Annotated in this window: 25 protein-coding genes; 19 read left to right on the top strand and 6 right to left on the bottom strand. The window is 68.4% G+C overall.

All coding sequences use genetic code 11. The features are described from left to right. Positions 1-516: 516 nt before the first annotated feature. Together WMF19_RS12140 and WMF19_RS12135 are read left to right on the top strand one after the other, a co-directional pair. A complete protein-coding gene (locus tag WMF19_RS12140; protein ID WP_437899227.1) occupies positions 517-747 on the top strand; it encodes a hypothetical protein in 231 nt (76 codons plus the stop codon). A 398-nt stretch (positions 748-1,145) separates the two neighbouring features. Beyond that, positions 1,146-1,934 carry an ATP-grasp domain-containing protein gene (locus WMF19_RS12135; RefSeq protein WP_437899226.1) on the top strand — a complete coding sequence of 263 codons (789 nt, stop codon included), beginning with the start codon at positions 1,146-1,148 and terminating at the stop codon, positions 1,932-1,934. Positions 1,935-2,168: 234 nt separating this feature from the next. Here WMF19_RS12135 and WMF19_RS12130 read toward each other — a convergent pair whose 3' ends face one another. Then, a complete protein-coding gene (locus WMF19_RS12130; RefSeq protein ID WP_437899225.1) occupies positions 2,169-2,300 on the bottom strand; it encodes a hypothetical protein in 132 nt (43 codons plus the stop codon). Between the two features lie 877 nt (positions 2,301-3,177). Between WMF19_RS12130 and WMF19_RS12125 the strand changes: the two genes are divergently transcribed. From WMF19_RS12125 to WMF19_RS12090, 8 genes are all read left to right on the top strand, one after another. Further along, positions 3,178-4,743, top strand: coding sequence for a YifB family Mg chelatase-like AAA ATPase (locus WMF19_RS12125; RefSeq protein ID WP_437899224.1), 1,566 nt, complete (start codon positions 3,178-3,180; stop codon positions 4,741-4,743). 272 nt (positions 4,744-5,015) lie between these two features. Continuing rightward, complete coding sequence (locus tag WMF19_RS12120) at positions 5,016-5,276, top strand: hypothetical protein (protein ID WP_437899223.1); 261 nt, start codon at positions 5,016-5,018, stop codon at positions 5,274-5,276. Then, positions 5,273-5,560, top strand: coding sequence for a hypothetical protein (locus WMF19_RS12115; RefSeq protein ID WP_437899222.1), 288 nt, complete (start codon positions 5,273-5,275; stop codon positions 5,558-5,560). Before WMF19_RS12120 ends, WMF19_RS12115 begins: the two co-directional genes overlap by 4 nt. A 295-nt stretch (positions 5,561-5,855) precedes the next feature. Beyond that, positions 5,856-6,344, top strand: a complete 489-nt coding sequence (locus WMF19_RS12110; protein WP_437899221.1) for a DUF6884 domain-containing protein — start codon at positions 5,856-5,858, stop codon at positions 6,342-6,344. After that, complete coding sequence (locus tag WMF19_RS12105) at positions 6,341-6,640, top strand: hypothetical protein (protein WP_437899220.1); 300 nt, start codon at positions 6,341-6,343, stop codon at positions 6,638-6,640. The genes WMF19_RS12110 and WMF19_RS12105 overlap by 4 nt, the downstream gene beginning before the upstream one ends. Further along, positions 6,637-6,876, top strand: a complete 240-nt coding sequence (locus WMF19_RS12100) for a hypothetical protein (protein ID WP_437899219.1) — start codon at positions 6,637-6,639, stop codon at positions 6,874-6,876. The genes WMF19_RS12105 and WMF19_RS12100 overlap by 4 nt, the downstream gene beginning before the upstream one ends. A 75-nt stretch (positions 6,877-6,951) precedes the next feature. After that, on the top strand, positions 6,952-7,602 hold the full coding sequence (locus WMF19_RS12095; RefSeq protein WP_437899218.1) for a DNA sulfur modification protein DndB: 651 nt from the start codon (positions 6,952-6,954) through the stop codon (positions 7,600-7,602). Positions 7,603-7,628: 26 nt separating this feature from the next. After that, a complete protein-coding gene (locus WMF19_RS12090) occupies positions 7,629-9,440 on the top strand; it encodes an NACHT domain-containing protein (RefSeq protein WP_437901617.1) in 1,812 nt (603 codons plus the stop codon). A gap of 175 nt (positions 9,441-9,615) precedes the next feature. On the opposite strand, the gene WMF19_RS12085 is transcribed toward WMF19_RS12090, so the two are convergent. Both WMF19_RS12085 and WMF19_RS12080 read right to left on the bottom strand, forming a co-directional pair. Then, on the bottom strand, positions 9,616-10,263 hold the full coding sequence (locus WMF19_RS12085) for a hypothetical protein (RefSeq protein WP_437899217.1): 648 nt from the start codon (positions 10,261-10,263) through the stop codon (positions 9,616-9,618). Positions 10,264-10,702: 439 nt separating this feature from the next. Beyond that, the gene (locus tag WMF19_RS12080; RefSeq protein ID WP_437899216.1) at positions 10,703-11,062 is read right to left on the bottom strand and encodes a helix-turn-helix domain-containing protein; all 360 of its coding nucleotides are present in this window, start codon (positions 11,060-11,062) and stop codon (positions 10,703-10,705) included. Positions 11,063-11,159: 97 nt separating this feature from the next. Here WMF19_RS12080 and WMF19_RS12075 point away from each other — a divergent pair, with 97 nt between their 5' ends. Next, positions 11,160-11,663, top strand: coding sequence for an HNH endonuclease (locus WMF19_RS12075; RefSeq protein ID WP_437899215.1), 504 nt, complete (start codon positions 11,160-11,162; stop codon positions 11,661-11,663). A 123-nt stretch (positions 11,664-11,786) separates the two neighbouring features. Further along, on the top strand, positions 11,787-13,430 hold the full coding sequence (locus WMF19_RS12070; protein ID WP_437899214.1) for a YecA family protein: 1,644 nt from the start codon (positions 11,787-11,789) through the stop codon (positions 13,428-13,430). A gap of 79 nt (positions 13,431-13,509) precedes the next feature. Here WMF19_RS12070 and WMF19_RS12065 read toward each other — a convergent pair whose 3' ends face one another. Further along, positions 13,510-14,310 carry a hypothetical protein gene (locus WMF19_RS12065; RefSeq protein ID WP_437899213.1) on the bottom strand — a complete coding sequence of 267 codons (801 nt, stop codon included), beginning with the start codon at positions 14,308-14,310 and terminating at the stop codon, positions 13,510-13,512. Between the two features lie 194 nt (positions 14,311-14,504). Between WMF19_RS12065 and WMF19_RS12060 the strand changes: the two genes are divergently transcribed. The 5 genes from WMF19_RS12060 to WMF19_RS12040 all read left to right on the top strand — a co-directional run bounded on the left by WMF19_RS12060 (position 14,505) and on the right by WMF19_RS12040 (position 16,639). Beyond that, on the top strand, positions 14,505-14,726 hold the full coding sequence (locus WMF19_RS12060; RefSeq protein ID WP_437899212.1) for a hypothetical protein: 222 nt from the start codon (positions 14,505-14,507) through the stop codon (positions 14,724-14,726). Between the two features lie 23 nt (positions 14,727-14,749). Next, positions 14,750-14,875, top strand: coding sequence for a hypothetical protein (locus WMF19_RS12055; protein WP_437899211.1), 126 nt, complete (start codon positions 14,750-14,752; stop codon positions 14,873-14,875). Between the two features lie 16 nt (positions 14,876-14,891). Continuing rightward, positions 14,892-15,497 (top strand): LexA family protein, encoded by a 606-nt coding sequence (locus WMF19_RS12050; protein WP_437899210.1) that lies wholly within the window; start codon positions 14,892-14,894, stop codon positions 15,495-15,497. Between the two features lie 296 nt (positions 15,498-15,793). Further along, a complete protein-coding gene (locus WMF19_RS12045) occupies positions 15,794-16,348 on the top strand; it encodes a hypothetical protein (RefSeq protein WP_437899209.1) in 555 nt (184 codons plus the stop codon). After that, positions 16,349-16,639, top strand: a complete 291-nt coding sequence (locus WMF19_RS12040) for a hypothetical protein (protein ID WP_437899208.1) — start codon at positions 16,349-16,351, stop codon at positions 16,637-16,639. A 149-nt stretch (positions 16,640-16,788) separates the two neighbouring features. On the opposite strand, the gene WMF19_RS12035 is transcribed toward WMF19_RS12040, so the two are convergent. Both WMF19_RS12035 and WMF19_RS12030 read right to left on the bottom strand, forming a co-directional pair. Beyond that, the gene (locus tag WMF19_RS12035; RefSeq protein WP_437899207.1) at positions 16,789-16,920 is read right to left on the bottom strand and encodes a hypothetical protein; all 132 of its coding nucleotides are present in this window, start codon (positions 16,918-16,920) and stop codon (positions 16,789-16,791) included. A gap of 456 nt (positions 16,921-17,376) precedes the next feature. After that, a complete protein-coding gene (locus WMF19_RS12030; RefSeq protein ID WP_437899206.1) occupies positions 17,377-17,859 on the bottom strand; it encodes a hypothetical protein in 483 nt (160 codons plus the stop codon). 833 nt (positions 17,860-18,692) lie between these two features. On the opposite strand from WMF19_RS12030, the gene WMF19_RS12025 reads away from it, so the two are divergent. Together WMF19_RS12025 and WMF19_RS12020 are read left to right on the top strand one after the other, a co-directional pair. Further along, complete coding sequence (locus WMF19_RS12025; protein WP_437899205.1) at positions 18,693-18,902, top strand: hypothetical protein; 210 nt, start codon at positions 18,693-18,695, stop codon at positions 18,900-18,902. Positions 18,903-18,992: 90 nt separating this feature from the next. Next, a complete protein-coding gene (locus WMF19_RS12020) occupies positions 18,993-21,527 on the top strand; it encodes a DNA polymerase (protein WP_437899204.1) in 2,535 nt (844 codons plus the stop codon). Positions 21,528-21,724: the final 197 nt, after the last annotated feature.

Here is a 21,724-nt window from a genome sequence, read left to right as displayed (position 1 = left end):
GCGACCGTGGCGGCCGAGCGAAAGCCTCCTCGCGCTGCGGAGTCGCTGACCGGTACAGCCCCCTTGCCCGACATTCCGCGAGGGCCGGAGCTGCCGTTCCCTCAATCCGGTGCGGCGAAGGTGGTGAAGCGCCCGCCTCCTGTAATCGCGGAAACCGCACCGCTCTCTGACATTCCCCGCGGCGCCGCTCTCCCGTTCACGGCCGGAGCATCGGGGGCTCCCGTGCCGTCCACATCGACAGCCCGGCCGCAGCAGTCGCGAGCCCCCTGGGAGGTCGCAGAGACGTCACCGTTGCAGGCTCCCCCTCGCGGCCCGGTGATCCCCTTCGCGGCAGCGGACCCCGCGAGGCGTGCCGGAGCTCTGGCAGCATCGAAGCCCTCTCCGCCAGCCGCAGCAGACATCCGGGAGACGTCGCTGAACCTCGCGATTCCCCGTGAGCTGCTGACGCAAGCCGCGTCCACGTCGGCCCTTGCAACCGGAGCTGCCTCCCAGAGCTCCGCGGCATCGCCGCTTTCCATGCCCTCGAGCACGGCCGGCGACGGAAGTACAGTGCCCCTCCCCGAGTCGCTGGAAACGATCCTGCCGCTCGCCCAGTATGCGGCGCTCTGCGCGGAGCTGGTCCTGTCCCACGCCACGGCCGAGGAGATCTTCCGGCGCTACGGCCTGGGTTCCGGCGAGATGCGGTCGGCGATCGATTCGGCCTGGAAGGAGCGGCTCCGCGGGGACCCGGCGGAGTACTCGAGGTAGCAAGACATGTACCAGCGCTACTACGCGCACTTCGCCAGGCGAGGTACGCCCGCGCGGTGAACCGTCTCGACGTTGCGATACTCGATCGCCGAGATGGATGTTCACCCAGACGTCGTCCACGGACCGTGCTGCCTGCATGTAGGCCGGAGCGAGGTGCGCTCCTGAGTGAGCTCAGCAGACCGTGCCGCGAACGTCTGGACACTTTGCCCAGAAGTTCGAGAGGGACGCTGAACCGTCGGACGCACCCTCGACGATCTGCGCCGTGTCGATGCCGGCCGGCTCGGGGTGGTGGATGCCTCCCAAGCACCTCCGCCGGTCGAATTCCCAGCCCCTCAGATAGGGCCACAGTCCAGACATCCGGCTCCGGCGGTGACGGGCACCGTGGTACATCCGAGCACGTGCCGACGCTCGTCCTCTCCCGCCGCTACAGCCCAGACTCGAACGCCCTGTTCGCCGCGGCGCTCGCCGCCGGCTGGGACGTCGAGCGCCTCCACTCGTTCCGCTGCCCCGAGGGCCTCGCGGCGCGCGACCCGGTGTTCTACGGCGAGACGATCCTCGCCGACGCGATCCTGGACGATCTCGGGCTCGCGCTGCTCGAACCGACCGCTGACTGGCTGCCGCGGCTGCCGAAGCGCCATCGCCTTCGCGACGTGAGGCTCACAACCCTCGAGGATGCCCTGGCCCTCCACGATCGTGTGTTCATCAAGCCGACCGACGAGAAGATCTTCCCCGCGCGCGTGTACGCGGACGGCGCCGCCCTGGACCCGGACCCGCGGCTGCCGCTGGATCTGCCTGTTCTCGTGAGCGAGCCGGTGGTGTTCGAGGTGGAGTTCCGATTCTTCGTGGTGGAGCGCGAGGTGGCGGTGCTCTCGCCCTATATCCGGGGCGGGGAGATCGCCCGCAGCGCGGCGGGCGACTGGGAAGCGGATCCAGCGGAGGTCGAGGCAGCATCTGCGTCGGTCGACGCGCTGCTCGCCGACGCCGACGTGGAGCTACCGCCCGCGGCGGTCGTGGACATCGGGCGGATGGCGGGGCGAGGTTGGGGCGTCGTCGAGGCGAATCCCGCGTGGGCCTCGGGGCTCTGCGGGTGCAACCCGGCGAGCGTGCTACGCGTGCTGCAGCGGGCAGCCGTGCCACGGGGCATGGTGTCGGAGGCAGACCAGCGCTGGGTGCGGCGCGTCGGATGAGGGCTCGGGCTCGTCGTCATGTCGCACCACGAGCTCAAAACTATGAGGCAGGCTGATCCTCTTCGGGATCGGCCGCGCGCAGTGCGCACAAACCGCCATGAGTGACAGGGAGGCGCTCGAGATGACGCGCTGTCCTCGGCACCTCAGCTTCATGTACGACGAGCGGCGGCTCGCAGCACAGGAGCGCGATACCACGACCGGACCGGCTGGGCGCACGTCGTCAGGCTGGAGGAGCTACCGGCTGCGTCCCGTGCCCCGTGGCCCGGCCCCGTCCACCTTCGCGAGCCGCTTCTCGTGCCGCTCGATCGACTCGACGATCTTCGCCTTGCGCTCGCGCTCCGTGCGCCAGCGCCGTGGCTCCGGCACACCGAGCCACCTGGCGAGCCGCTCCAACGCGGCGACGTCCGCACGGAAGAGACTTTCACGACTCAGACAGATCACGACGGTGACAGGATAGATCCGCGGCGCTCATCGCGCCGGCACTTTGCCCGGCGCGCGTCCCGCGTGAATTGTCGCCGTGCATGCGTTCGCCGCTCCTGGCCGAACCGACCACACGGGCGCCTCGCGAGCCAACAGGAAGAGTGACGGGTCCCCTGCCCTGGTAGCTCGCTCTGCACCAGTTCGCATTGCCGTCATGTGAAGGGCGCGACCGTCGCGCCTCTCGTCACCGTGAGGCAATACGCCGCGAAGTGCAGGAATAAGAACTGTGAAGGAGAGCTCCTTCGCGGAGGCACTACACGCATGAACAACACCAAGTTCTTCATCAAGGCGCTACGCATCACGGCGGCCGTTTTGACGATGATCGCGCAGGTGATCCTCGCTTGCATGAGCTGAATCCGGTCGCTTCACGGGCTGATCCATGGCCCGCGTCTGCCCTTCATCCATCCCCGTTCTTGTCTCACCGCGCCCGCTCGGACGCACAGGAGCCTCATGTCCAACGTGTCCACTTTCGGTCCCTCAGAGCCCCGACGCAGCTGTCCCGTACATCATCCGCGTGCTCACCATGGGCGCGACGAAGAAGGGCGCCGCCATGGCCGTCGCCGGCCTGCGTGGGGCAGCCACCTCGGAGGCAATCTGGCCGTCGTCGTAGTGGAGCGCGTCGCTGGGCTCCTCCTCGGAGAGATCGCCGCACAGGCGCTCAAGGGTACGCGGAGCACTCGCCCGTAAACCACAACCAGAGCAGCAGCCCCAGGCAGTGTGCGGGACGTTCCGTGCGCCGCGCTGGCTTTTTCGGAGTCGTAATATGAAGCATTCCAAGAACGCGCCGCGTGCCGACGCGCTTTCGGTGTCGCTGAGCGGTCTCGACGCGCACATCGTTCACATCAGGACAACGATCACAGAAACGCCAGGCTCCTTCGAGATCATCGGCCTCAGCGAAGCGCGCCAGAGGGAGACCCGTATCCGGGTGCGCGCCGCCCTGCAGCAGCTCAACGTAGAGCTCCACCAGCACGAGGTCTCCGTCCGTGTTGTGCCGGAGGAAGTCGCGAGGTGCGGAATGTTCGACGTGCCGATGGCCCTCACCATCCTCGCGGCCCTGGGGCAGATCTCCGCCGCACCGTTGAAGGACACGGTCATCCTCGGCGAGCTCTCGTTCGGCGGCGCGATCCGGTCCGTGCGCGGCGTGCTCCCGAGCCTGCGCGGGGCCATCACCCACGGCATCACCCGGGCGATCGTCCCCAGGGCGAACGCCCGGGAGGCCGCGAGCGTGCCCGGGATCCAACTGCTCGTGGCCAACAACCTGGACGAGCTCGCGCGCTACATCCGCGAAGGCGCCCCGCTGGAGAGCGCGGGGGAGCCACCGCCCTTCCCGATCGTGCCGCCGGCTGCAGCGCCGGATCTCGGCGACCTTCGAGGGATGCATGCCGCGCGGCGGGCGGTGGAGATCGCCGCGGCGGGTGGACATCACCTCCTGCTGATGGGCTCGCCTGGAGCCGGGAAGACAACGCTCGCGCGGCGGATGTCAGGGATCTTGCCACCGCTCTCGCTCGGCGAGGCGATCGAGGTCACCTCCGTCTACTCCGTTGCCGGGCTGCTCATGCCGGAAGTCGGCTTGATAGGGGCGCGTCCCTTCCGCGCGCCCCATCACACGGTGAGCGGAGCTGGCCTCGTGGGTGGCGGTGAGCCGGTGCGGCCCGGCGAGGTCTCCCTGGCCCACCATGGGGTGCTCTTCCTCGATGAGCTGCTCGAGTTCCGTAGCAGCGTCCTGGAGACCCTGCGGCAGCCGCTGGCCGAGGGCCGCGTCATCCTCGCCCGGGGGCGCACGCGCGCGACCTTCCCGGCGCAGGCGCTCATCGTTGCCGCCATCAACCCGTGCCCCTGCGGTTTCGGGGGGGACTACGCGCGGCGCTGCGTCTGCTCCCCGGAGCGCCTGCGCGCCTACCGGGCGAGGCTGAGCGATCCGCTCTTCGACCACTTCGATGTCCAGGTGGCGCTCCCACCGGTCGACGTTGCCGCGCTCCAGAGCAGATCGAGGAACGAGCCCTCGTGCGAGGTGCAGAAGCGCGTCCTCGTGGCCCGCTCTGCGCAGGAGGAGCGAGCACGAACGGGCGCGACAGGCCGGAGCAACGCCCAGCTCTCCCCCAGGGAGCTCGAGCAGGTCGCGATGCCGGACGCGGCCGGGGCACGTCTCCTCGCAGAAGCAGCCGAGCGGTTGGGCCTCTCCGCGGCGGGCTACAGCCGCGTGCTCCGGGTCGCGCGCACCATCGCGGACCTCGATGGCAGCGACGGCGTTCACGCCCGGCACGTCGCCGAGGCTGTGCATGCAGTACTGCTCCCCCCTCGGGGAACCGCGGCCACGCCCCCGGCCTGATGCGCCGAGCCTGTCGGCGTCCGGAAGGCACCGAACCGCGACAGCAGCGCAGCTCGCCTTCCTTGGTGAGCAACAAGAACGCGAGGGCGGCGTGCAGGCACTCCTGCGCGCCGTCGTCTTCGTTGGAGAATTGAAGGCTGAGACTCGCGAAGAAGAAGACCGCGACCCCACCGGTCCTGGATCGCGTCCGCCGTCGCCTCACCCGGAGGCTCCTTCGGGCATGCACGGCCGCGGACCCGCGGTGGGGCTACTACCACCAGTTCGCGATCGCGATGATGAAGTCCTACCAGGACCTGCTCGCTGACCTCGGCCTCGTCGGCTACTGGGTGGTGCCGGTCGCCGAGACAGATCACTGGATCGACGCGCTGATGCTCGGCTGCCCAGACGGGCGCGTGCTCGACATCCCGGAGCCGTTCCAGGAGATCGGCCCGCCGCCCTTCCCCCAGATCCACGACGTCGTGGACTTCGTCCTGTCGATCGCGCAGGCCGTTTCGCAGAAGGCCCGGATCACGGGCGCGGGACCGTCCTCGTGAACCGGAAAGTCGCACAGGCGCCGTTCGCCGTGGGATCGGATGGGACGGTCTTCGTCAACCTGGCGCACGTGCGCGGTGACGTCGTCGTGGTGAACCTCATCCGAGAGGCTCGACGGATGGACGGGGTGCTGTTCCTCGGCATCTCCGTCACCGGAGCGGAGAAGGACCTGCTCATTCAGGCCATCGATAACGCGGGCGCCGAGGCGGTCGCGAAGATGGTCGGCCGGCGCCTGCGCGAGCAGAAGCAAAGCGGCCGGCGCTCTTCGTCGAGGGAGTCGCGATGAAGGTGCTGCGCGTCATCCGCATTGAGACGACGCCGGGCGGCGCGGTGCACCTCATCACGGCAGCGGGTGAACGCGTCATCGTCCGCCGCAAGGAGACGGAGGGCTACAGCACCGCCCGGGTTTGTCAACGTAGCCGAAGAAGAAGTTGCCGATCGGCACCTGCTCACCGTCGAGGCTCTCCCTCGGCGTGGAGCGGGGCCGGCGCTCTTCTGAAGCATCAACGTGGCGCACCTGGGGGAGCTTCCCTCGGGCGCGCTTCCACACGCGCCGCTCCGCGGCGCGATGGGAGAGGTCCATGTTTACGGAGAAGAAGCCGGGCGCCCCGCGCGTCGCGCTCGTGGGCTGCTCGGCCTCGAAGCAGAAGCACCCGGCGCCGGCGCGCGAGCTCTACACGTCGGCGCTCTTCCGAGCCGCGTACGACTACGCCGAGAGGACCTGCGACGCAGTGCTCATCGTGTCGGCGTTCTACGGCGCGGTCGCACCGAAGGCGGTGCTCCGCCCGTACGACCGGAGCCTGCGCCTGTACAACAAGCGCGAGCGAGAGGACTGGGGCGTGCGCACGGTCGGTCAGCTCCTGCCATCGTTCCAGCTGCCGCCCCAGCTCGTGATCCTCGCCGGTACGTTGTACGCCGACGCGCTCGCGCAAGGAGCGCACTGGCACAACCTGCCGCGGCCGGAGGAGCCCCTGCGCGGCATCGCCGGCTGCGGCCCGCGGGTGAAGTGGCTCAGGGCGAACACCCCGGCCAACCGAACCGACGAGCGGGCCTCGGGAGGTGCGCGATGACGCCGAGAGCCCGAGCGAAGGCGCTCGCCACCTTGGCGGAGCGGGTGCGGCAGCTCGCCGACAGCACGAACAAGTCCGAGGCGCTCCGGTGCACCGGGCCGGTCTCGTGCATCAAGAAAGAGCAGATGCGGAAGTTCCGGAAGAACCTGCGCCCGCTCTGGGCCTACGACACCGATCGGCTCTGCCAGGGCTGCCGCACGCACTGGTACATCACCATGGCGTCGGTCGAGCTCAAATCGCTCGAGGACGCTGCGGCAGAACGGGCGCGTCCTGCCCGCCCGCGGGGAACGCGATGATCGGGGGAGCCTGGGGTATCGAGCTCGACACGTCGACGGCGCCCATGTCCGTGATGTGCGCCCTCGAGCACGGCGGAAGACTCTGGCAGGCGGACGACGACGGGCATGTTGTCTGGTTCAGCCCGCGCGTAAGCATGTCCGTGCTCCTGATCCACGCCCTCTGCAAGGGCCGCGGGTTCGTCGGGTCGTGGCGTGAGGCCGTCGAGCACCGCCATCAACGGCTGGCGCTCCACTGATCCGCGCTCCTGGTGGGCTCGAGGAAGCTCGGGCCCGCCAGCTGGCGCGACAAAGACAACAACGAGAGGCACGCGATGAAGAAGCCGTCGAAGAAGGCGACCGGCATCGCGAGACGCGCACTGCCCGTGGCGGCCGGCGCCACCGAGGCGCCGCAGTCGGCCGGGCTCCCCACGAACGATCAGCCGTCCGACCACTGGGTGCTGCCTGCCATCCGCGGCGTCCAGGCCAGGCACGAGTACTACGTCGTGCTGGTCAAGCTGCGCGAGCTGCCCCGGCTCTTGGCGCCCATCGCGAAGATGCCGCTTGAGCTTCGGGCGGAGCGGGCGCTGAACAAGGCGCGGGTGCCGAAGATCGCGGAGTACATCCTTGGCAACCCGAACGACTACACCTTCTCCTCCCTGGGCGGCGCCGTCGATGCGCTGCCCCGCTTCGAGCCGGCGGCCGACAGGTCGCGCACCGGCACCCCTTGTGCCGCCCTCGAGTGGCGAAGCAACATCACGCCCAAGCCGCCGCCCGGGGCTGAGACCGCGAATTTTTTACCCCCTGCATGGTGCCCGCACCCAAGCATTGTCACGCCATGGATGACGACAACCTGCGCAGATGGTTGTGGACCGACGCGACCGCGGGCGCGCCGGACGATCCGGCAGGGGTCCTCTTGTCCGTGGAGCGGGACCACGTGGACTCGGTCTGGAGGGAGCACAGCCAGACCAATGTTCGCGTCCTGATCCGGAACGAGCAGCGCCCGGTGGACATGGAGGTCTTGCCGCGCCGGGTCGATGCGCCGTCGAGATGCACCGTGCCCGAGCTCCTCGCCCGCCACGAGCGCGTGCTCGTCGTCGGCGGGCGAGGCTCGGGAAAGACGGCGCTCATCGCGCGGCTCGCCGCGCGGGCCGCAGCAGACCACCGTCCGGGCACGCGGACGCTCGTGCCGTTCGTCGTCCCCGTATCGCTCCTCGACGACCCACGCTTGAGCGAACACACCATCGCGAAGCTCTCGCCGATCGGCGGGGTCGTGCTCCTTCGCCGTGCGCTCGAGGAACGCCGCGCTCTCGTGCTCGTTGACGGGCTCGATGAGGCGAGATCCGGCGCGAGGAGGCTCTCCGAGTCGGTCGAGGCGTTCGCCGAGGCCAATCCGGGAAATCCGATGGTCGTCACGACGCGCCCGCGTCGCACGGGGATCCCGGGCTATACACGCGTGGAGCTGCGCGGATTCGTGACGGCGACCCTCTTGCCGCAGCCCGGCTCCCGCGTGGTCGCGGCGCATCACTTCTTGGCGCGACGGGATCCGGGGCGCCGCACGTCCTTGATCGCGTCCACCATCGACGCGCTGCTCGAGCGCTACGCCGGCGAAGAGCTCCCACCCGACGCGATCCTGAAGTCGCTCGATCTGCGCGACCGGCGGCTCCTCTTCGGATCCATCGCCTGGCGCATGCACTGCGACCAGCTTGTCGAGCTCCCCATGGAGCCGCTGGCCGCGCTCCTGCGACAGCAGTTGAACGGCGCTCGCTGGGTCGAGGGACCGCGCCTCGTCCTCCGCAGGGCGGACGAAGAAGACGACGAAGAAGACATGGATGAGGATGAACACGGCGACAGCGATCGCGATCCCCAGGGCGGCTTGCTCGAGCGCGAAGCGGCCAGCGACGCCCGCGAGCTCGGAGAGCTCGCGCAGGACATCGACGGGATGGTCGAGCGCGTCATCGAAGAGATCCGCCGGCACCAGGGATTGCTGCTCGAGCCACGCCCCGGGTTCTTTTCGTTCGCGGACCTCTCCTACCAAGCGTACTTGAACGCGCTCGATCACGTCAGGATCGGCGCGCTCGACTTCCTCATCGAGACGCGAAACAATCCGTGGTTTCATGAGACCATCGTTCACGCAGCGGGCATACCGGAGGTGGACGCGGCCGCGTTCATTCGGGAGCTCCTCGAAGCGGATCGGGGTGAGCCGCCGGTGGCCACGCTGCTCGCTGCCCGATGCGCCGAGGTCGCCGGCGGGCGCCTCCCGACCCAGCTTCGACGCACGATCGCGCGGCGGCTCTCCGATGTGGTGCCAGCGCGTGATGCGTTCGACGTCGCGCGCCTCGTCGACGACATCGGCGAGGTCGCGGGTCCAGGGCTGATTCAAGCGCTCAGCTCCGCCAGTCCGAGCGAGCGGGCCTATACGGCGATGGCGCTCGGAGCCCTGCGCTATCGGCCCGCCTACGGCGTGCTGGTGCGGATGGCCGCCGACGATTCACCTGTGAACGAGCCGATCGAGTGCTGGCTCTGGGACGACGATCACCTCGTGAAAAATCAAGTTGTCGGTTGCTTCGCGCTCCTCTCGCTCTTCGACGTTGCGCTCGCCGTGCCGTCTGCAAGCACACTCTTCGAGCAGGCCCTCAAGCGCGTTCCACGCGGCGCGCTCGACTGCGTCTACAAGCTCATCGACTACCGACATGTGGTGAGGAGCACGAGGGCCTCCGAGGACAAGCCAATTCGCGATCTGGAGGCCGTCGATGTGCTCCTCGCCAAGATGCGCAAGGTGCTTGACCGCACGGGCGGGCCCTCGGAATGGGAGCCTCCGTAGTCGCGCCGTGAGAATGGCATTGTAACCACGACCTCCGCATGCCCATGCCAGACCGGAGATGAGGTTCCGGTCCGCCGACTTCGGTCGCGCAACCGGCGACCGAAAGGCCGACGACGGTAGGGTCGCGATCCCAGGCCGCGGCGACCGAGCGGCAAGAGGCGCGCCATGGCGCTCCTCAGCCCGGGTCGACGAACGCGCCCTGCTCGACGCCCTGCTCGACGAGCTTGTGGATGATCTCGGTGAGCGTCAGGTGCGTGTTGCCATTCCAGTGCTCGTAGGCGCGGATGCTCCGCACCTGCAGGGTTGACGCAAGGTGCATGAAGTCCGGGGTCTCTTCTTCGGGCGCGAGCGGGAAGTCCTCGACGAGCGGTACGTCGTGCCGCTCTCGTCGGCGATCCTCGTGGAAGCAGTCGAGCGCACGCCGCGCCTCGGCCGGCGTCTTGGCGCCCGCGAGGTACTGCTCCATGCGCTCCTCCGTCTTGCGCGGATCGATCATGGTGACGTTCCGATCGAGGTGCCGGTCGACGCTCTCGGGGCCAGCCGCCATGATCTCCGCCGCATCGAAGAAGCGGTTGAGCACGCGGGCGCGGCGAAGCACGACGCGGGTGCCGAGGATGGGGCCGAAGAAGCGTGCGGCCGCGATGGCGCGCTCGAACGAGCGGACCTCCAGCGTCATGCCGCCCTGCTTCGGGAACCGGAGGGCGCCGATCACGATGGGGTGGACCTCGGCCGGGAGCTCGGCGTGCGGCAGGCGGAAGGTCAGTTGCTCGGCTTCCGCCGTGTAGAGCCAGACCCAGCGGTCCCCCTCCACCTCCTCCTCCATGCAGCCGAGCTGCGCGAGGATGCGGGTGACGAAGCGCTTGCTCGGGATCTCGTAGTAGAGCCGCGCCGGCTAGCAGGGCTCGCCGGTCACCGTGCAGGGGAGCGCACGATCGGTGCGAAGGGGCGGGACGTCGACCATCGGCGCAGTGATCCTCGGCGACGGTCGCGGTGTCCACCCCCGTCGCGATCAACGCGGAGGCATGTCGAACGAGTCGGGCACCTTCATCGAGCAGCCGCTGGCCCCGCGTCGGACCGGCCTCGAAGCCGTCTTGCGCGTCGTCGATGACCATCGCGCTCGTGCCCTCGCGCGTCGCTAACCGGCGTGGCCGCACCGACCGGCGCGGGAGCAACGTGGGTCGCACCGATGCCGAGCTTCTCCGCCAAGCTCGGCCTGGCTCAAGCCAAGGGCTTCGCGCCCGAGACACAACCTCAGGCGAAGATCAACGTGACCGCTCGAGCGCGGCGGCGATGAGGTTCAGCAGTCGGATGGTCTTCGGCCTGGCCTGTCGGAGCCGGCGCAGCAGCCGCCGCAGCTCGGGCGACTCTTCCACGACCGGCCGGGGTCGTGCCGCCCGTTCCTGTCCGCGAACGCGCCCCGTGAGGATGTCCAAGGAGACGTCGAGCGCCTGACCCATCGCGACCAAGGTCGGGGTGCTCGGCATCGTCTGGCCGCGCTCGATGCGCGCGTAGAATTCCAAGCTGATCCCGATGCGCTCGGCTGCATCGGCCTGACTCCACCCGCGCGCCTTGCGCGCTGTGCGGGCGGCGGCGCCGATCTTCTTCGCGAGCTCCGTCTCCATGCCGTCCTGACAGGGCGGGCAGAAGACGTACGCCCACTCGGGTTGACATCACAGGAACTGAGAGGGCACCATCGGCGAGCAGTAGCGGCGACGACGAGTGCTGGTACTGGCTGGCGCGGTGAACGACCGCGGCTACGACGTCTTCCGGCTCGGAAGTCGCCTCGTCGTGGCCCACCGGCACATGTTCGAGATCGAGCACGGCCGCCCTCCCGCCGGGATGGTCCTGCACTCATGCGGCAAGAAGTCGTGCGTCAACCCGCGGCACTTGTACGAGGGCACGAAGCCCAAGCCGCACGACGCAGACGCGTCGCGGATCGAGCAGATCGATCGTGCCGCGCTCCCGCCATCCTCCCCGCCGCGAGGTGCCTCCGGGGTCAACAACCCGCGGGCTCAGCTCAACGAGGAGCAGGTCCGGAGGATCTGCACGCTCCTCGACCAGGGCGTGAGCCCGAGGATCATTGCGCTCGACTTCGAGGTGGACGCGAAGAGCATCCGGAACATCGATCAGGGCAAGACCTGGGGACATCTACCAGAAGTGGCGCAACGCGCGGACATGCCGAGGAGAAGGCGACGCCGCGGCTGGCGGCGGTACGGCCGCTGACGGCTCGGCGTGTACCCCACTGCGGGGGGAGAGAACAACGCCGTCCTTCAGCGTGCTCGGGCTAGAAGAAACGGGCCGCACCCATCTCCTTGGCTGATCCGAGCTGCGCGGTGATCGAGGGAAGTGCGCGGCCTCCGCGTGCTCGTCGAGGCGAAGTTCTGGGCGGACTTCACGGAGCACCGGCCCATGGACTACCTCGACCAGCTTCCGACGGGCGGCGTGCTCGTCGTCATCTGCTCGGGCGCCCGCCTCAGGAAGTCGGGCGTGAGCGGCGTAGCGAGCTGCGCGTCCGGCTCCACGTCAGCAGCCAGCGGCTGGTCCTCGAGCGTGCAGGTCGGAGGACGTGGGGCGGACTTGTCGCTCTCTGTCCGCGCGGATACCCAGGCCGGCGTGCAACACGCGGAGCACTTCCTCTCACGCCTCGATCGCCTGCCCCGCAGCGAGGTGGATCTCGCGCTCGAGCTCTACCGCGACCCGGAGCTGCTCCGCGCTGTCCTCGACGCCGCGACGCTGCCGGAGCGCGTAGAGCGGGTGGCGATCTCGCTCGACGATCCCGTGCAGGGCCCGTTCCTGGTCGTCACGCGCAGCGGTCACTTCGTCACGTGCCTCGGTCGGGGCATGCGGGCCGGGGATCTTCCGCTCGTGAAGCGCGGCGAGCTCGATGCGATCTCCCGGAAGGTCGCCCGGCTCCGGGAGAGGATGGACCTCGCGAAGCAGCTCGGCGGAGAGCGAGGGCACACGCGCCTGCTGCGGCGACTCCTCGTCGCGTCCGACTCGGTGAGCCGGGAGGACTTCCTCACCGTCGCGGCCTGGGAGCCGCTCCTCGGCCCGGTGTTCCTCGACCTCTACCTGGCCATGGGGCGGGAGCTCTCGCTGCAGGGGCCCATGCTCCGGACGCGTCGCAGCCGCCGGGCCCAGGACGAGGAGGTTCTGCACGCGTACTGGAACCTCCTGCACGCCGCGGGGCACATGGCCCTCCTGGGCGCGATCACCGCCGACCGGGAGCAGTACGTGTCGCTCACCGATCAGTACAAGGGAGCGCGGGCCGCGTTCAGCTATCCCCTGACCGGGACGGGCGTCGTCACGTTCATCCTCAAGGGCGCGTGGGCGGCGGCGCGCCTCGGCAAGCTCATGCTGCCCGACTACAAGCGGGCGCTCGCGGAGGACGTGAGCTTCTTCGAGCTGCTCGACACGCTGTTCGCGCTCCTCGCGATCGGAACCCGGACGAAGAGCACCCGCGCCGAGATCGTGAAGGCGCTTCACGCGGCCCCCAGCACCGCCCGTACGCCGCAGGCCAAGCGGATCCGGGAGGTGATGGGCCGCGATGTGCAGCTCTGCTGCGAGGTCACCGCCCAGCTCCTTGAAGCGCCCGCCGAGGAGCTCGAGGCGGTGGTCCGCCGAATCGGCGAGAGCTACTTCGATCCGGGTGCCGAGCGGCTGGACGATTCAATCCAGGAAGAGCTCGTCCGCACGCTGCCGCTGATGTCCTGGACCGATGGGATCACGGACGGGAAGAAGCTGCTGGTATCGCTGCACCTCATCGCAGCCACGGCTCGTGGCGCGCCGGAGCAGTTCTACCTGCCCGGCGAGCTCGCTGAGGCGCTCCACCAGCCGTGGACTCCGGCCAACACGTGGCTGGTGCTCGATCCGCTGCTGAAGGCGGAGCAGGCAGGGCGCAAGCCCGGCGCACGCGCGGCGTCGATCGGACGGCAAGATCCCTGCCCCTGTGGCAGCGGGCGGAAGTTCAAGAGATGCTGCGGGACGTAGGTGCAGGGCAAGGCACGAGCAGCGGCTCGAGCGCAGAGGTGGTCCGACGTGACGTCTCCCGGCGGTTTCTGGGAGCAAGCTACGCGCGGCGGTCGAGGTACGTTCGGTAGTGGTCCGGTTCGAGGATGGGGATCGCGTCGTTCTTCGTGACGCACGACATCCAGTACGGACCGGCGAGCTTCATGAACGCCTCGAACTGGGCCTCGGGCGTCGTCTCCTCGATGAAGTAGAAGAGCTTGTCGCGCACCATGTTCTCGATCTGGCTCTTCATCTCCTTGGGAAAGCCCTTCGGGTCGCCCCAGAGAACGGCCTGTTCGCCGTGGCGGATGGCGCGCGTCAGGAGGATCTCGCCCTTGCCGTAGGCATCTACCGACGGGAACACCGACATGGTCCGGCCCGAGATCAGCTCGCGGAAGTTCGCGACGGTCTTCGTCCGTCCGGCGTCCTGGTAGAGGCCGAGACGGCTCTTGCGCGCCTCGTCGATGAAGCGCAAAAACCCCGGCCCCGCCTCGGTCCCCTCGAGGAACTCCTCGAAGTAGTCGAGCGCAGTCTGGCGCTCGGGGCCGAAGGGGAAGTCCATCAGCGCCCAGCTCTGGACGAAGACGCCGTCCTCGAAGGCCGGGTCGCTCATGAAGAGCCTCTCCAAGTCCTTCCAGCAGCGGGTCAGCGCCGGGTACTTGTTCTCCGCGACGCACGCGATGCCGAAGAAAAGGAGAAAGCGGTACGCACGCATGTACTCGGCGAAACCAGGCGGACCCTCGATCCTCTCGGTGAGGAAGGCGTGAGCCGCCTTCACGTTCCGAAGCTGGTCGAGCGTGAAGCGCGACGGATCCAGATTGCCCGGCAGAATCGAGAGCCACGCAGGCTTCTTCTTCGCCATCGGGCCAGCGATAGCAGGCGGCGCGGCGGGCTTCCATCCCCACGCCGCGGGAGGCGCAGCGGCCCAGCCGCCGGGAGGGCCGCTGGACACGCAGCCGGTCGATCGGACCGAGCCGAGTAGCCGACGCCGAGGAGATCGAGGAGAAGGGGCGGACGTGGTTGACGTCGGCGCGAGAACGGGGCTCGCTTCGCCGCATGGCGATTTCGCGCCCGCGTCACACCGACCTGAAGCTCGTCCCGCAGGGCGAGATCGTGATCAGCGAGCCGGTGGGCGGCGGGGTGGAGGACATCACGGCGCTGGCGCGGGAGCTCGGCACCGGCCGGATGCTGCTCGGGCTCGATGTCCCGAGCACGTGCCCGACGAGGTACACCCCCGTCATGAAGCTCGTGCGGGATGGTTCCGACCCCGGCCGGTAGACGGTTCCGATCCCGGCCTGTACATGGTCCACCGCATGACCTACCGCGGCGACGGCGGCTTCCTGCCGCTCTCGGGCGGATCGCTTCAGGACCTGCTCAGCCGGTTCGTGGTCCACCTTGGGACCGATCGGTTCTTGGAGCTGTACTGAAATCCCGACCGCCGTCATGCAGAAGCCGCGCTTCACCGAGACGCAAGGACGCTACTTGGCCTTCCTGCGTGCCTACACGGCCGTCCACGGGCACGCGCCCTCCGAGGCGGAGATGCAGGACTACTTCAAGGTGAGCCCGCCGTCCGTGCACCGGATGATCCTCGCCCTGGACCAGCGGGGGCTGATCGCGCGAGAGCCCGGCGTGGCCCGCTCGATCCGGGTGCTCGTCCCGGCAGCGGAGCTGCCGCCGCTTGACGGTGACGAACCGACCCCGCGTGGACGGAGCGTCGCCGGCTCGGCCGACGATCTTCGGGAGCGTGCGACGATCGTGGAGCAGACGGGGCGCGAGGTGGTGAAGGTCATGCTCGCGCGGGCAATCGCCATCGGGATCGACGACGCGGACAGCCTGCCGCTGATCGCCGCCGCGGCGGACGCCGTCGAGAACATGGTCCGCGCGGCCGGCATCGCGCCGCGTGGCGCGCGGCTAGCGCGCGAGCGGGTGCTCGACATCGCCGAGAAGGAGTACCTGCGCCTGTGCAGCGAGCAGGACGAGGAGGGAGATCCCGAGGAAGACGCAGCGAGGTTCTGGGAGCTGCTGGAGCCCGAGGACGGGCATGGATGAAGCGGTGCCGCGCAAAGCCGTTCCGAGCCTGTAGTTCATCTTCTGGACTTTGTGCCCACAAGTTCAACGGCGGCTTCGGCGCCAGCACCCACGCGGATCACGCCTCCTCTCCCGCAAACCGTGGCTCTCAGCGAGGATAAAACATGGAGAAATCCACGCAACGAGCAGCCTGACCGAGGAGCCGTCGGTGATCTTCAAGATGTAGTTCAGCAACGTCTATCGCGCCTGCGTGGCGCGCTTTTCTGCGCGTCACGTAGGGCCATGGGCCTCCGTGTGCGCGCTGCATGGAGGACATCGTGAGGTTGAGTATCCCGACGGATCTGCGCCGCAGCTTCGAGGACAAGATCAAGCGCGACATCTTCAACCCCGTCGCCCGACTCCTTCCGGAGCATGTTCGTGAGGACCGACCGCAAGACGCGATCGCGCAGATCTGGGCCATGTACGAGCGCTACGCCGAGCGCGGCGAGCTGCTCGACGACGCGATCTTGGTCCACTCCTGCGGCCCGCGGGCGACGGACGCGAGCCGGTACTACGTTCCCTGCAACGGATACCAGAGGAAGTGCGATGTCTTCGACCCGTGCAACTTCATGGAGGGGCGTATCGAGGTGCTGCGCTTCGGCGATTTCGACAACGAGGACGAGCACCGTGGCCCCAACGAGGACGAGCACCGTGGCCCCGACGAGGACGAGCACCGTGGCCCCGACGAGGACGAGCACCGTGGCCCCGACGAGGACGAGGCGCCGGTCGGCTTCGGCCTCGCCGAGGCGACCAGCAGCAACCCCACACGGCGGATCTTGTCCGCGATCAATTTCACCGCCTGGCTTGCGGACCTCCCCGCGGACGACCGGTGAATGCTCGAGCTGCACGCCGCCGGGTTCGATCTCGAGGAGATCTCCGGCGAGATCGGCTCCTCGACGTTCGCCATTTGCAGGCGGATCGAGGAGCTCGGCGAGAACCTGGCCGGGCACGCCTGCCTGCCCGATGCCGTTCGTCGCCGGCAGTCGAAGCGCATGGCGATACACGAGGACGCACAGCCTGACAGCCGAGTCCGACGCAGGGTACGGGGCCGGCCCGACAAGTCGCAGGTCCCCATCTCCGGCACAAGGGACATGCCGACCCGGCGGATGCGACGCGCGGCGTGATGCCGCGGAGCGGGCCCACGCCGGTTCCTTTAGCCCTGGATCCCCTACGCGACGTTCGGACGGGCTGGAGGCTAAAACGAGGGAGGATCCCTCGTCGAGCGCCGCAGCGCTCATCTCCATATGTCCAGCTCTTTGATGTTGTTGTACGACTAACTCGCCGCGTCTTCCGGCTTGTCCGTGGCGGTGGTTCCGCTTCCTACGCCCACGCCGAGACCGAAGGCGGCGACGCACAAGGAGCAGAGGCCAAAGAAGAACCGGATCGGAGAGACGATGATGATCATGGGGATCCTCCTCATCTCTCTTATTCCCGAGAGCAGTCGGGAATTGAGACTACGACGGATGTTATCCTTCAGCCTGCGGCATCGCTCGCGTACCTCCGGGAACTTCAAGGCCGCCTCGATCCGCGGGCGGAGCGCATCGATCCGATCGCGGCACCGCGCACGATCTCCCCGGCGAGCGCTCGTGCACGATCCAGTCCGGCCGAGGAGGGGCCATCACGTTGACGCAGCCGCGGGAGACGGTGCTCTTCCAGCCCGCCGAGCGTGCACGCGGTCGTGTCCGCCTCTTGCTGAGGAGCAAGGCCTCGACATCCTGGCTGTAACGATGCCACTGTACCCGCTTGGGATGTTCCGGGTCAGGGCGTGAGGCATCACGGTGCGTGGCTTGACTTTGCGGCGCCCCCGGGCGGTGGCGTCCGGCTCATGCGAGAAGCGCGTCAGGAGCCTGCCGGCGCGCGGTCATGACGCCCGGGCGTACTTGCCCGTTCCGTGGACCTTCTCGGCGGCGTCGGCGCACCTTTTCAAGATCTCGAGCGCCTCGTCGGACGCGGAAGAAGCGGGGACGACCAGCGGCAGCGCGCCCGGAGGAGTGGCGGCGCTCACGCAGTCGGCCATGCCATGCAGCGAGGCGGGATGGCATCGCTCGAGGCCGGCCCTGAGCGAGCCGCCCCCGAGTTCGTTCATCCGCCGCGCCCCCTCGCTGAGGGCGTCGTCCCCGAGAGTCAGCTGGGCGGCTCTCGTCAGCGCGTCGTTGTCCGTGAGCGTCAACTGGGCGGCTCTCGTCAGCGCGTCGTTGTCCCCGAGAGTCAGCTGGGCGGCCCTCGTCAGCGCGTCATTGTCCCTCGTGGGCTGGCTCGGCGGCATCGTGGTCGTCGTATGCATCTTGATGTCCGTCATGATGTCCTCCTTCGCGAACTGGTAGGTGGCTAGATAGTCAACCACAAATCAAACGATATGGAAAGCCCTACCACCGCGGTCGTGTCCACCTGGTGTTGATGAGCTCGACATCCTCGGCCGAGTTGGTGGTCGTCTGCAGCACAACGTCCGTCGCGTCATTGCCGTATCTTGCTGATATCGACTTGACGTCGGGCTCGGCCCCCCAGGAAGAGGACGGGACGCTGGACGGGTCGACATGGGTGCCCTCCAAGGTCCTTCAGAGCGGCCCACCCAGCGGCGAAGGCGAGCACGTCGGACATAGACGAAGGTCCGTCGGCCGAGGTGCGAGATCGCCGTCAGGATTTTTCGTAGTAGTTGCCTGCCTTTACAGCAATCCACCTCCCGTCAGCGCAGCGAGGTTCGACACGAGGAGCGGGGCGGTGGAGCCGAGAGGAAACCGCTCGTGGTAGCGTTTTGACGGTTGGCGAACGGCAAGAAGAACTGCTGATCCCCGGTGCCACCATGGGGCCGGCGCACGGAAGTGCTCACCAGACGCTCGATGGCCGGATGCGGTTCTTCGGCGTAAAAATCATACATTTCATCCACTTACAGAAGTGGCTCGGTAGATGGCAGGACCGTCGGGGGCTGAATCCCGAGAGCAGGATCGGGGGCTCCAGATCGCCACGTCGCAGCTGGCACCGGCGCCGGGAACGGAGCGCTGTCCCCCGGGCGTGGCGTGTCGCCGGGTGAGCTCGGGTTGACGTGCCCGCAGGCTGTATGGCTACCCTTCCTTGCCGTGGCCCGGATCCTCGTGCTGCCCCGATGCGCCCGCGGTTCTCGGAAGGCTCCGCTTGGTCCGGGCCGTACCGGAGCTCGGCTTGGGGCACCGATAGATCGACGTGGAGAAGCGGCTACGGATCGGGAGCCGCGACGATTACTGCCAGGTCTGGGAGCTGGTCGGTGAGGTCCTGGACACAACCTGGATCGAACGCGACGGTGAGCTGACCCGGGCCGATCCAGATCCAGCCGACGGGGCCCGACGCCTTCTGCCGTACACGCTCAGGCGCGAGGTGAACGTGGTCCGCGAGCTCGATGGACCGGAACGATAGAGGCCCCTCCGCCTCCGCGCCCTGCACGTCCGCTCGGCATGCCCGGTCCTCCCGTCGCCCACCCGGAGCCGCTTGTCCTGACGCTCACCCGTGGGCGCGGGGAGGCGCGACGGTGACGGTCGTCGTCTGGTAGAACGGAAACCGCCCCGCGTCGGCGGCCACCGACCGGGGCGGGCGGCTCGCGCGTTCAGAAGCGCGGGCGGTGAGGACCTTAGCACAAACAGGTCCATCAAGTCGCCCGGATCCCCGGCCAGCGATCCGGTCGACATGCCGCTCCTCCCCAACGTCCAGCGTCTTGCCGCCCATGGCCCGGGCAGCCTCGCGGACCATGTCGTCGTCGACGTCTCGGCGATCCTGCGCTGGATCTTCGAGACGGAAGCCGACGCCATGCGGACGTGGGTGCTGCTCGACGAAGCAGTTCAACGGAGCGGCCGGCACGTCCTCTGGATCGTGGCCCCGTGCGCCCCTCCCTGCGACGGCGTCGATGTCGCCGATCTCGACCGCGAAGAGCAGCGCCTTCTTGTCCAATATGGAGCGGCGGCCGTCATCCGCACCCATCACCCTGCGCTCGCGTCGCTGAGGGAGTACATCCCCGGCTCGATCAGCGTCGTTACTGCGGGGGTCGACGAGCGCCTGCACCAGCTGCTTCCGCTGGACCACAGCGTCGACCAGATGCTCGACGTCGGCACCGGAAGGCGATGGTCCAGGGAATCCGCCCTTGCTCGTAGAGTCGAGCCATTCGCCCAGCCTGAACTTCGAGCGATCGTCGGCGCCGAGCCCGGTGACAAGGGCTTGACTCGCGATGCGCGGAAGTACGAGCCGCAGCTACAGCATCTCGTGCTGGGCGAGAAGCCGCTTGGCGAACTCCGTCTCGCTCCGTGGCTCGAGGAGAAGCTGCACGCCAACGCGCAAGACGTGAAGCGCCGGGCAGATGAGCTTCGCGGTGGAATCCTGGAGGACACGCCGACGATCTCCCGCCTCACGGACTGGGTGAGTTCCACGAGGCGAGCCCCTTCAACGACGTACCTGCTCCCCACCTTCGGCCGCGATGGAAGCCTCCTCATGCTGCACGCGATCGCGCGCCGGCAGTCGTTCTTCACGTTCGGCGACTACATCGAGGGGCATCTTCGCGATCTGCACCGCGACGATCCGGATCGCTGGTTCGTCCCTCACGGGCTCGACCTCTGCGCATGGATGGTCGATCGGGCGCTACCGCTGCCGCGATCGGTGGTCGACCCTGCGATGGCGGCCTTCGTCCTCAACCCTGACGACCCGCCGGATCTTTACAACACCTCCTCGGCGGCGCTCGGCTACCCGGACGACATCAAGGCGTGGCTAATGGACCTTGAGCGCGAGGAGCCCTCTCCGGAGCGCCTTCACGACGCGATCGGTCTGCTTCCTAGGGTCGACGTGGAGCTCACGCAGCTGCTCGCCCGAGAGGGACTCCTCGCCGTGCTTGAAGATGACGTCGCGCTGATGGTCCCGGTGCTCGCCAGGATCGAGCGGCGGGGCGCCTGGGTGGAGGTGCCGCGAGGATATCGCTCGTGGCAGGCGGTCGAGAAAAAGCTCGTCCGCCGCCTGCGCTTCCACGAGAAGATCCTGCGGCAGCAACTGCCTCACGTCGATCCGTACCACCAGTCGACGTGGTACCTCGTGAACGAGATCATGCGTCTCTCGGCGAACCTGGTGAGCTGGCGCTACGTGGCAGATGCGCATCCAGAGCAGCACCTCAGGCGCTTTGTCCTCGCTGGGCTGCCCGCCGCTCGTGCAATCCAGCGGGCGCGCAGCATCGACGCGAGTGCCCTCGAGTGGATCAAGAGGCTGGAGACATCAGGAGGGCGGTTGCGAGGGCGCCTCGTGCCGCAGGTGACCGGCCGCTTTGGCTACCGCGGCTACGCCCTGCAGAATATTCCGGCGCGTGGCATCGAGGGCCAGCTTATCCGCTCTGCGCTCCACGGGCCGCCGGACTACACCTTGTTCTCGGTCGACTACGACTCGTTCGAGGGCCGGCTGCTCGCCGCGATCTCGGGCGATCCTGCCCTGCTTGCGTCCGCGCAGCAGCGGGACATGCACGCCGCGAATGCGCAGCTGCTCTTCGGCATACCGACGCCGGAGCTCCGGGACCGCGTGAAAAAGGCGCTCTACGCCATCGGCTACGGCCAGCAGAAGAAGGGCTTCGTCTGCGACCAAGCCGATCTCACGAACGATGAAGCTGCGGCGTGCTTCGACGCGGTCGTCCTCGGCTTCCCCGAGCTCATTCGCTACTGCGGCACCGTCACGGCCAGCTTCCGGGCGACCCGCACCGCTACAAGCGCGGGGGGGTGGAGGCGGAGACCAAGAAGCGCGAGGGAGGCCATCAACACCGGCATCCAGGCGCTCGCGGCCACGATCTTCCGACGCGTGCTGCGCCAGCTCGATGTGAAGCTCGCGCCGCTCGGCGCGGCGGTGCTGGTCCAAGTCCACGATGAAGTGATCGTCGCCGCGCCGCCCGAGACCGCCCAGGCGGCGATGCAGGTCGTCACGGCCACGATGGAGAACGCCGCCCTCGATCCGCCGGTCCTCCTGCCTCATCCGGTCCCGCTGTTCACCAAGCTGCACCAGGGGGAGACGTGGGCCGATCTCTGAAGGTGCTGAACGAGTGGGACGAGTGCGGCCGATGCGAGCGCGCTGAGCGACGGCTCGGCGTCTTCGCGCCGAGGTGGTCGAACCAAGTGCGCGTCGTGATGCTCTCGATCGCAGCACCGCGGAGTACCCAGGTGGCCGGCGTCGTGCCACCCTCCATCCTTCGTGAGCTGGAGGCCATGCGGGAGGCGCTCGGCCTC

Origin of the sequence: Sorangium sp. So ce124, assembly GCF_051525235.1 — a bacterium.
In the GTDB taxonomy this organism is placed as follows: domain Bacteria; phylum Myxococcota_A; class Polyangia; order Polyangiales; family Polyangiaceae; genus Sorangium; species Sorangium atrum.
Note: the sequence above shows the minus strand (reverse complement) of the source record. Positions and strands in the feature narration are given on the sequence as shown.

Excerpts from the sequence above, each read along its gene's own strand:
- WMF19_RS12050 (WP_437899210.1), top strand. The coding sequence starts at position 14,892 with ATGCAGAAGCCGCGCTTCACCGAGACGCAAGGACGCTACTTGGCCTTC.
- WMF19_RS12085 (WP_437899217.1), bottom strand. The coding sequence starts at position 10,263 with ATGGAGGAGGAGGTGGAGGGGGACCGCTGGGTCTGGCTCTACACGGCG.
- WMF19_RS12065 (WP_437899213.1), bottom strand. The coding sequence starts at position 14,310 with ATGGCGAAGAAGAAGCCTGCGTGGCTCTCGATTCTGCCGGGCAATCTG.
- WMF19_RS12105 (WP_437899220.1), top strand. The coding sequence starts at position 6,341 with ATGACGCCGAGAGCCCGAGCGAAGGCGCTCGCCACCTTGGCGGAGCGG.
- WMF19_RS12040 (WP_437899208.1), top strand. The coding sequence starts at position 16,349 with ATGCTCGAGCTGCACGCCGCCGGGTTCGATCTCGAGGAGATCTCCGGC.
- WMF19_RS12090 (WP_437901617.1), top strand. The coding sequence starts at position 7,629 with ATGGAGGTCTTGCCGCGCCGGGTCGATGCGCCGTCGAGATGCACCGTG.
- WMF19_RS12095 (WP_437899218.1), top strand. The coding sequence starts at position 6,952 with ATGAAGAAGCCGTCGAAGAAGGCGACCGGCATCGCGAGACGCGCACTG.
- WMF19_RS12100 (WP_437899219.1), top strand. The coding sequence starts at position 6,637 with ATGATCGGGGGAGCCTGGGGTATCGAGCTCGACACGTCGACGGCGCCC.
- WMF19_RS12055 (WP_437899211.1), top strand. The coding sequence starts at position 14,750 with ATGGTCCACCGCATGACCTACCGCGGCGACGGCGGCTTCCTGCCGCTC.
- WMF19_RS12060 (WP_437899212.1), top strand. The coding sequence starts at position 14,505 with ATGGCGATTTCGCGCCCGCGTCACACCGACCTGAAGCTCGTCCCGCAG.
- WMF19_RS12110 (WP_437899221.1), top strand. The coding sequence starts at position 5,856 with ATGTTTACGGAGAAGAAGCCGGGCGCCCCGCGCGTCGCGCTCGTGGGC.
- WMF19_RS12120 (WP_437899223.1), top strand. The coding sequence starts at position 5,016 with ATGATGAAGTCCTACCAGGACCTGCTCGCTGACCTCGGCCTCGTCGGC.
- WMF19_RS12140 (WP_437899227.1), top strand. The coding sequence starts at position 517 with ATGCCCTCGAGCACGGCCGGCGACGGAAGTACAGTGCCCCTCCCCGAG.
- WMF19_RS12080 (WP_437899216.1), bottom strand. The coding sequence starts at position 11,062 with ATGGAGACGGAGCTCGCGAAGAAGATCGGCGCCGCCGCCCGCACAGCG.
- WMF19_RS12035 (WP_437899207.1), bottom strand. The coding sequence starts at position 16,920 with ATGATCATCATCGTCTCTCCGATCCGGTTCTTCTTTGGCCTCTGCTCC.
- WMF19_RS12125 (WP_437899224.1), top strand. The coding sequence starts at position 3,178 with ATGAAGCATTCCAAGAACGCGCCGCGTGCCGACGCGCTTTCGGTGTCG.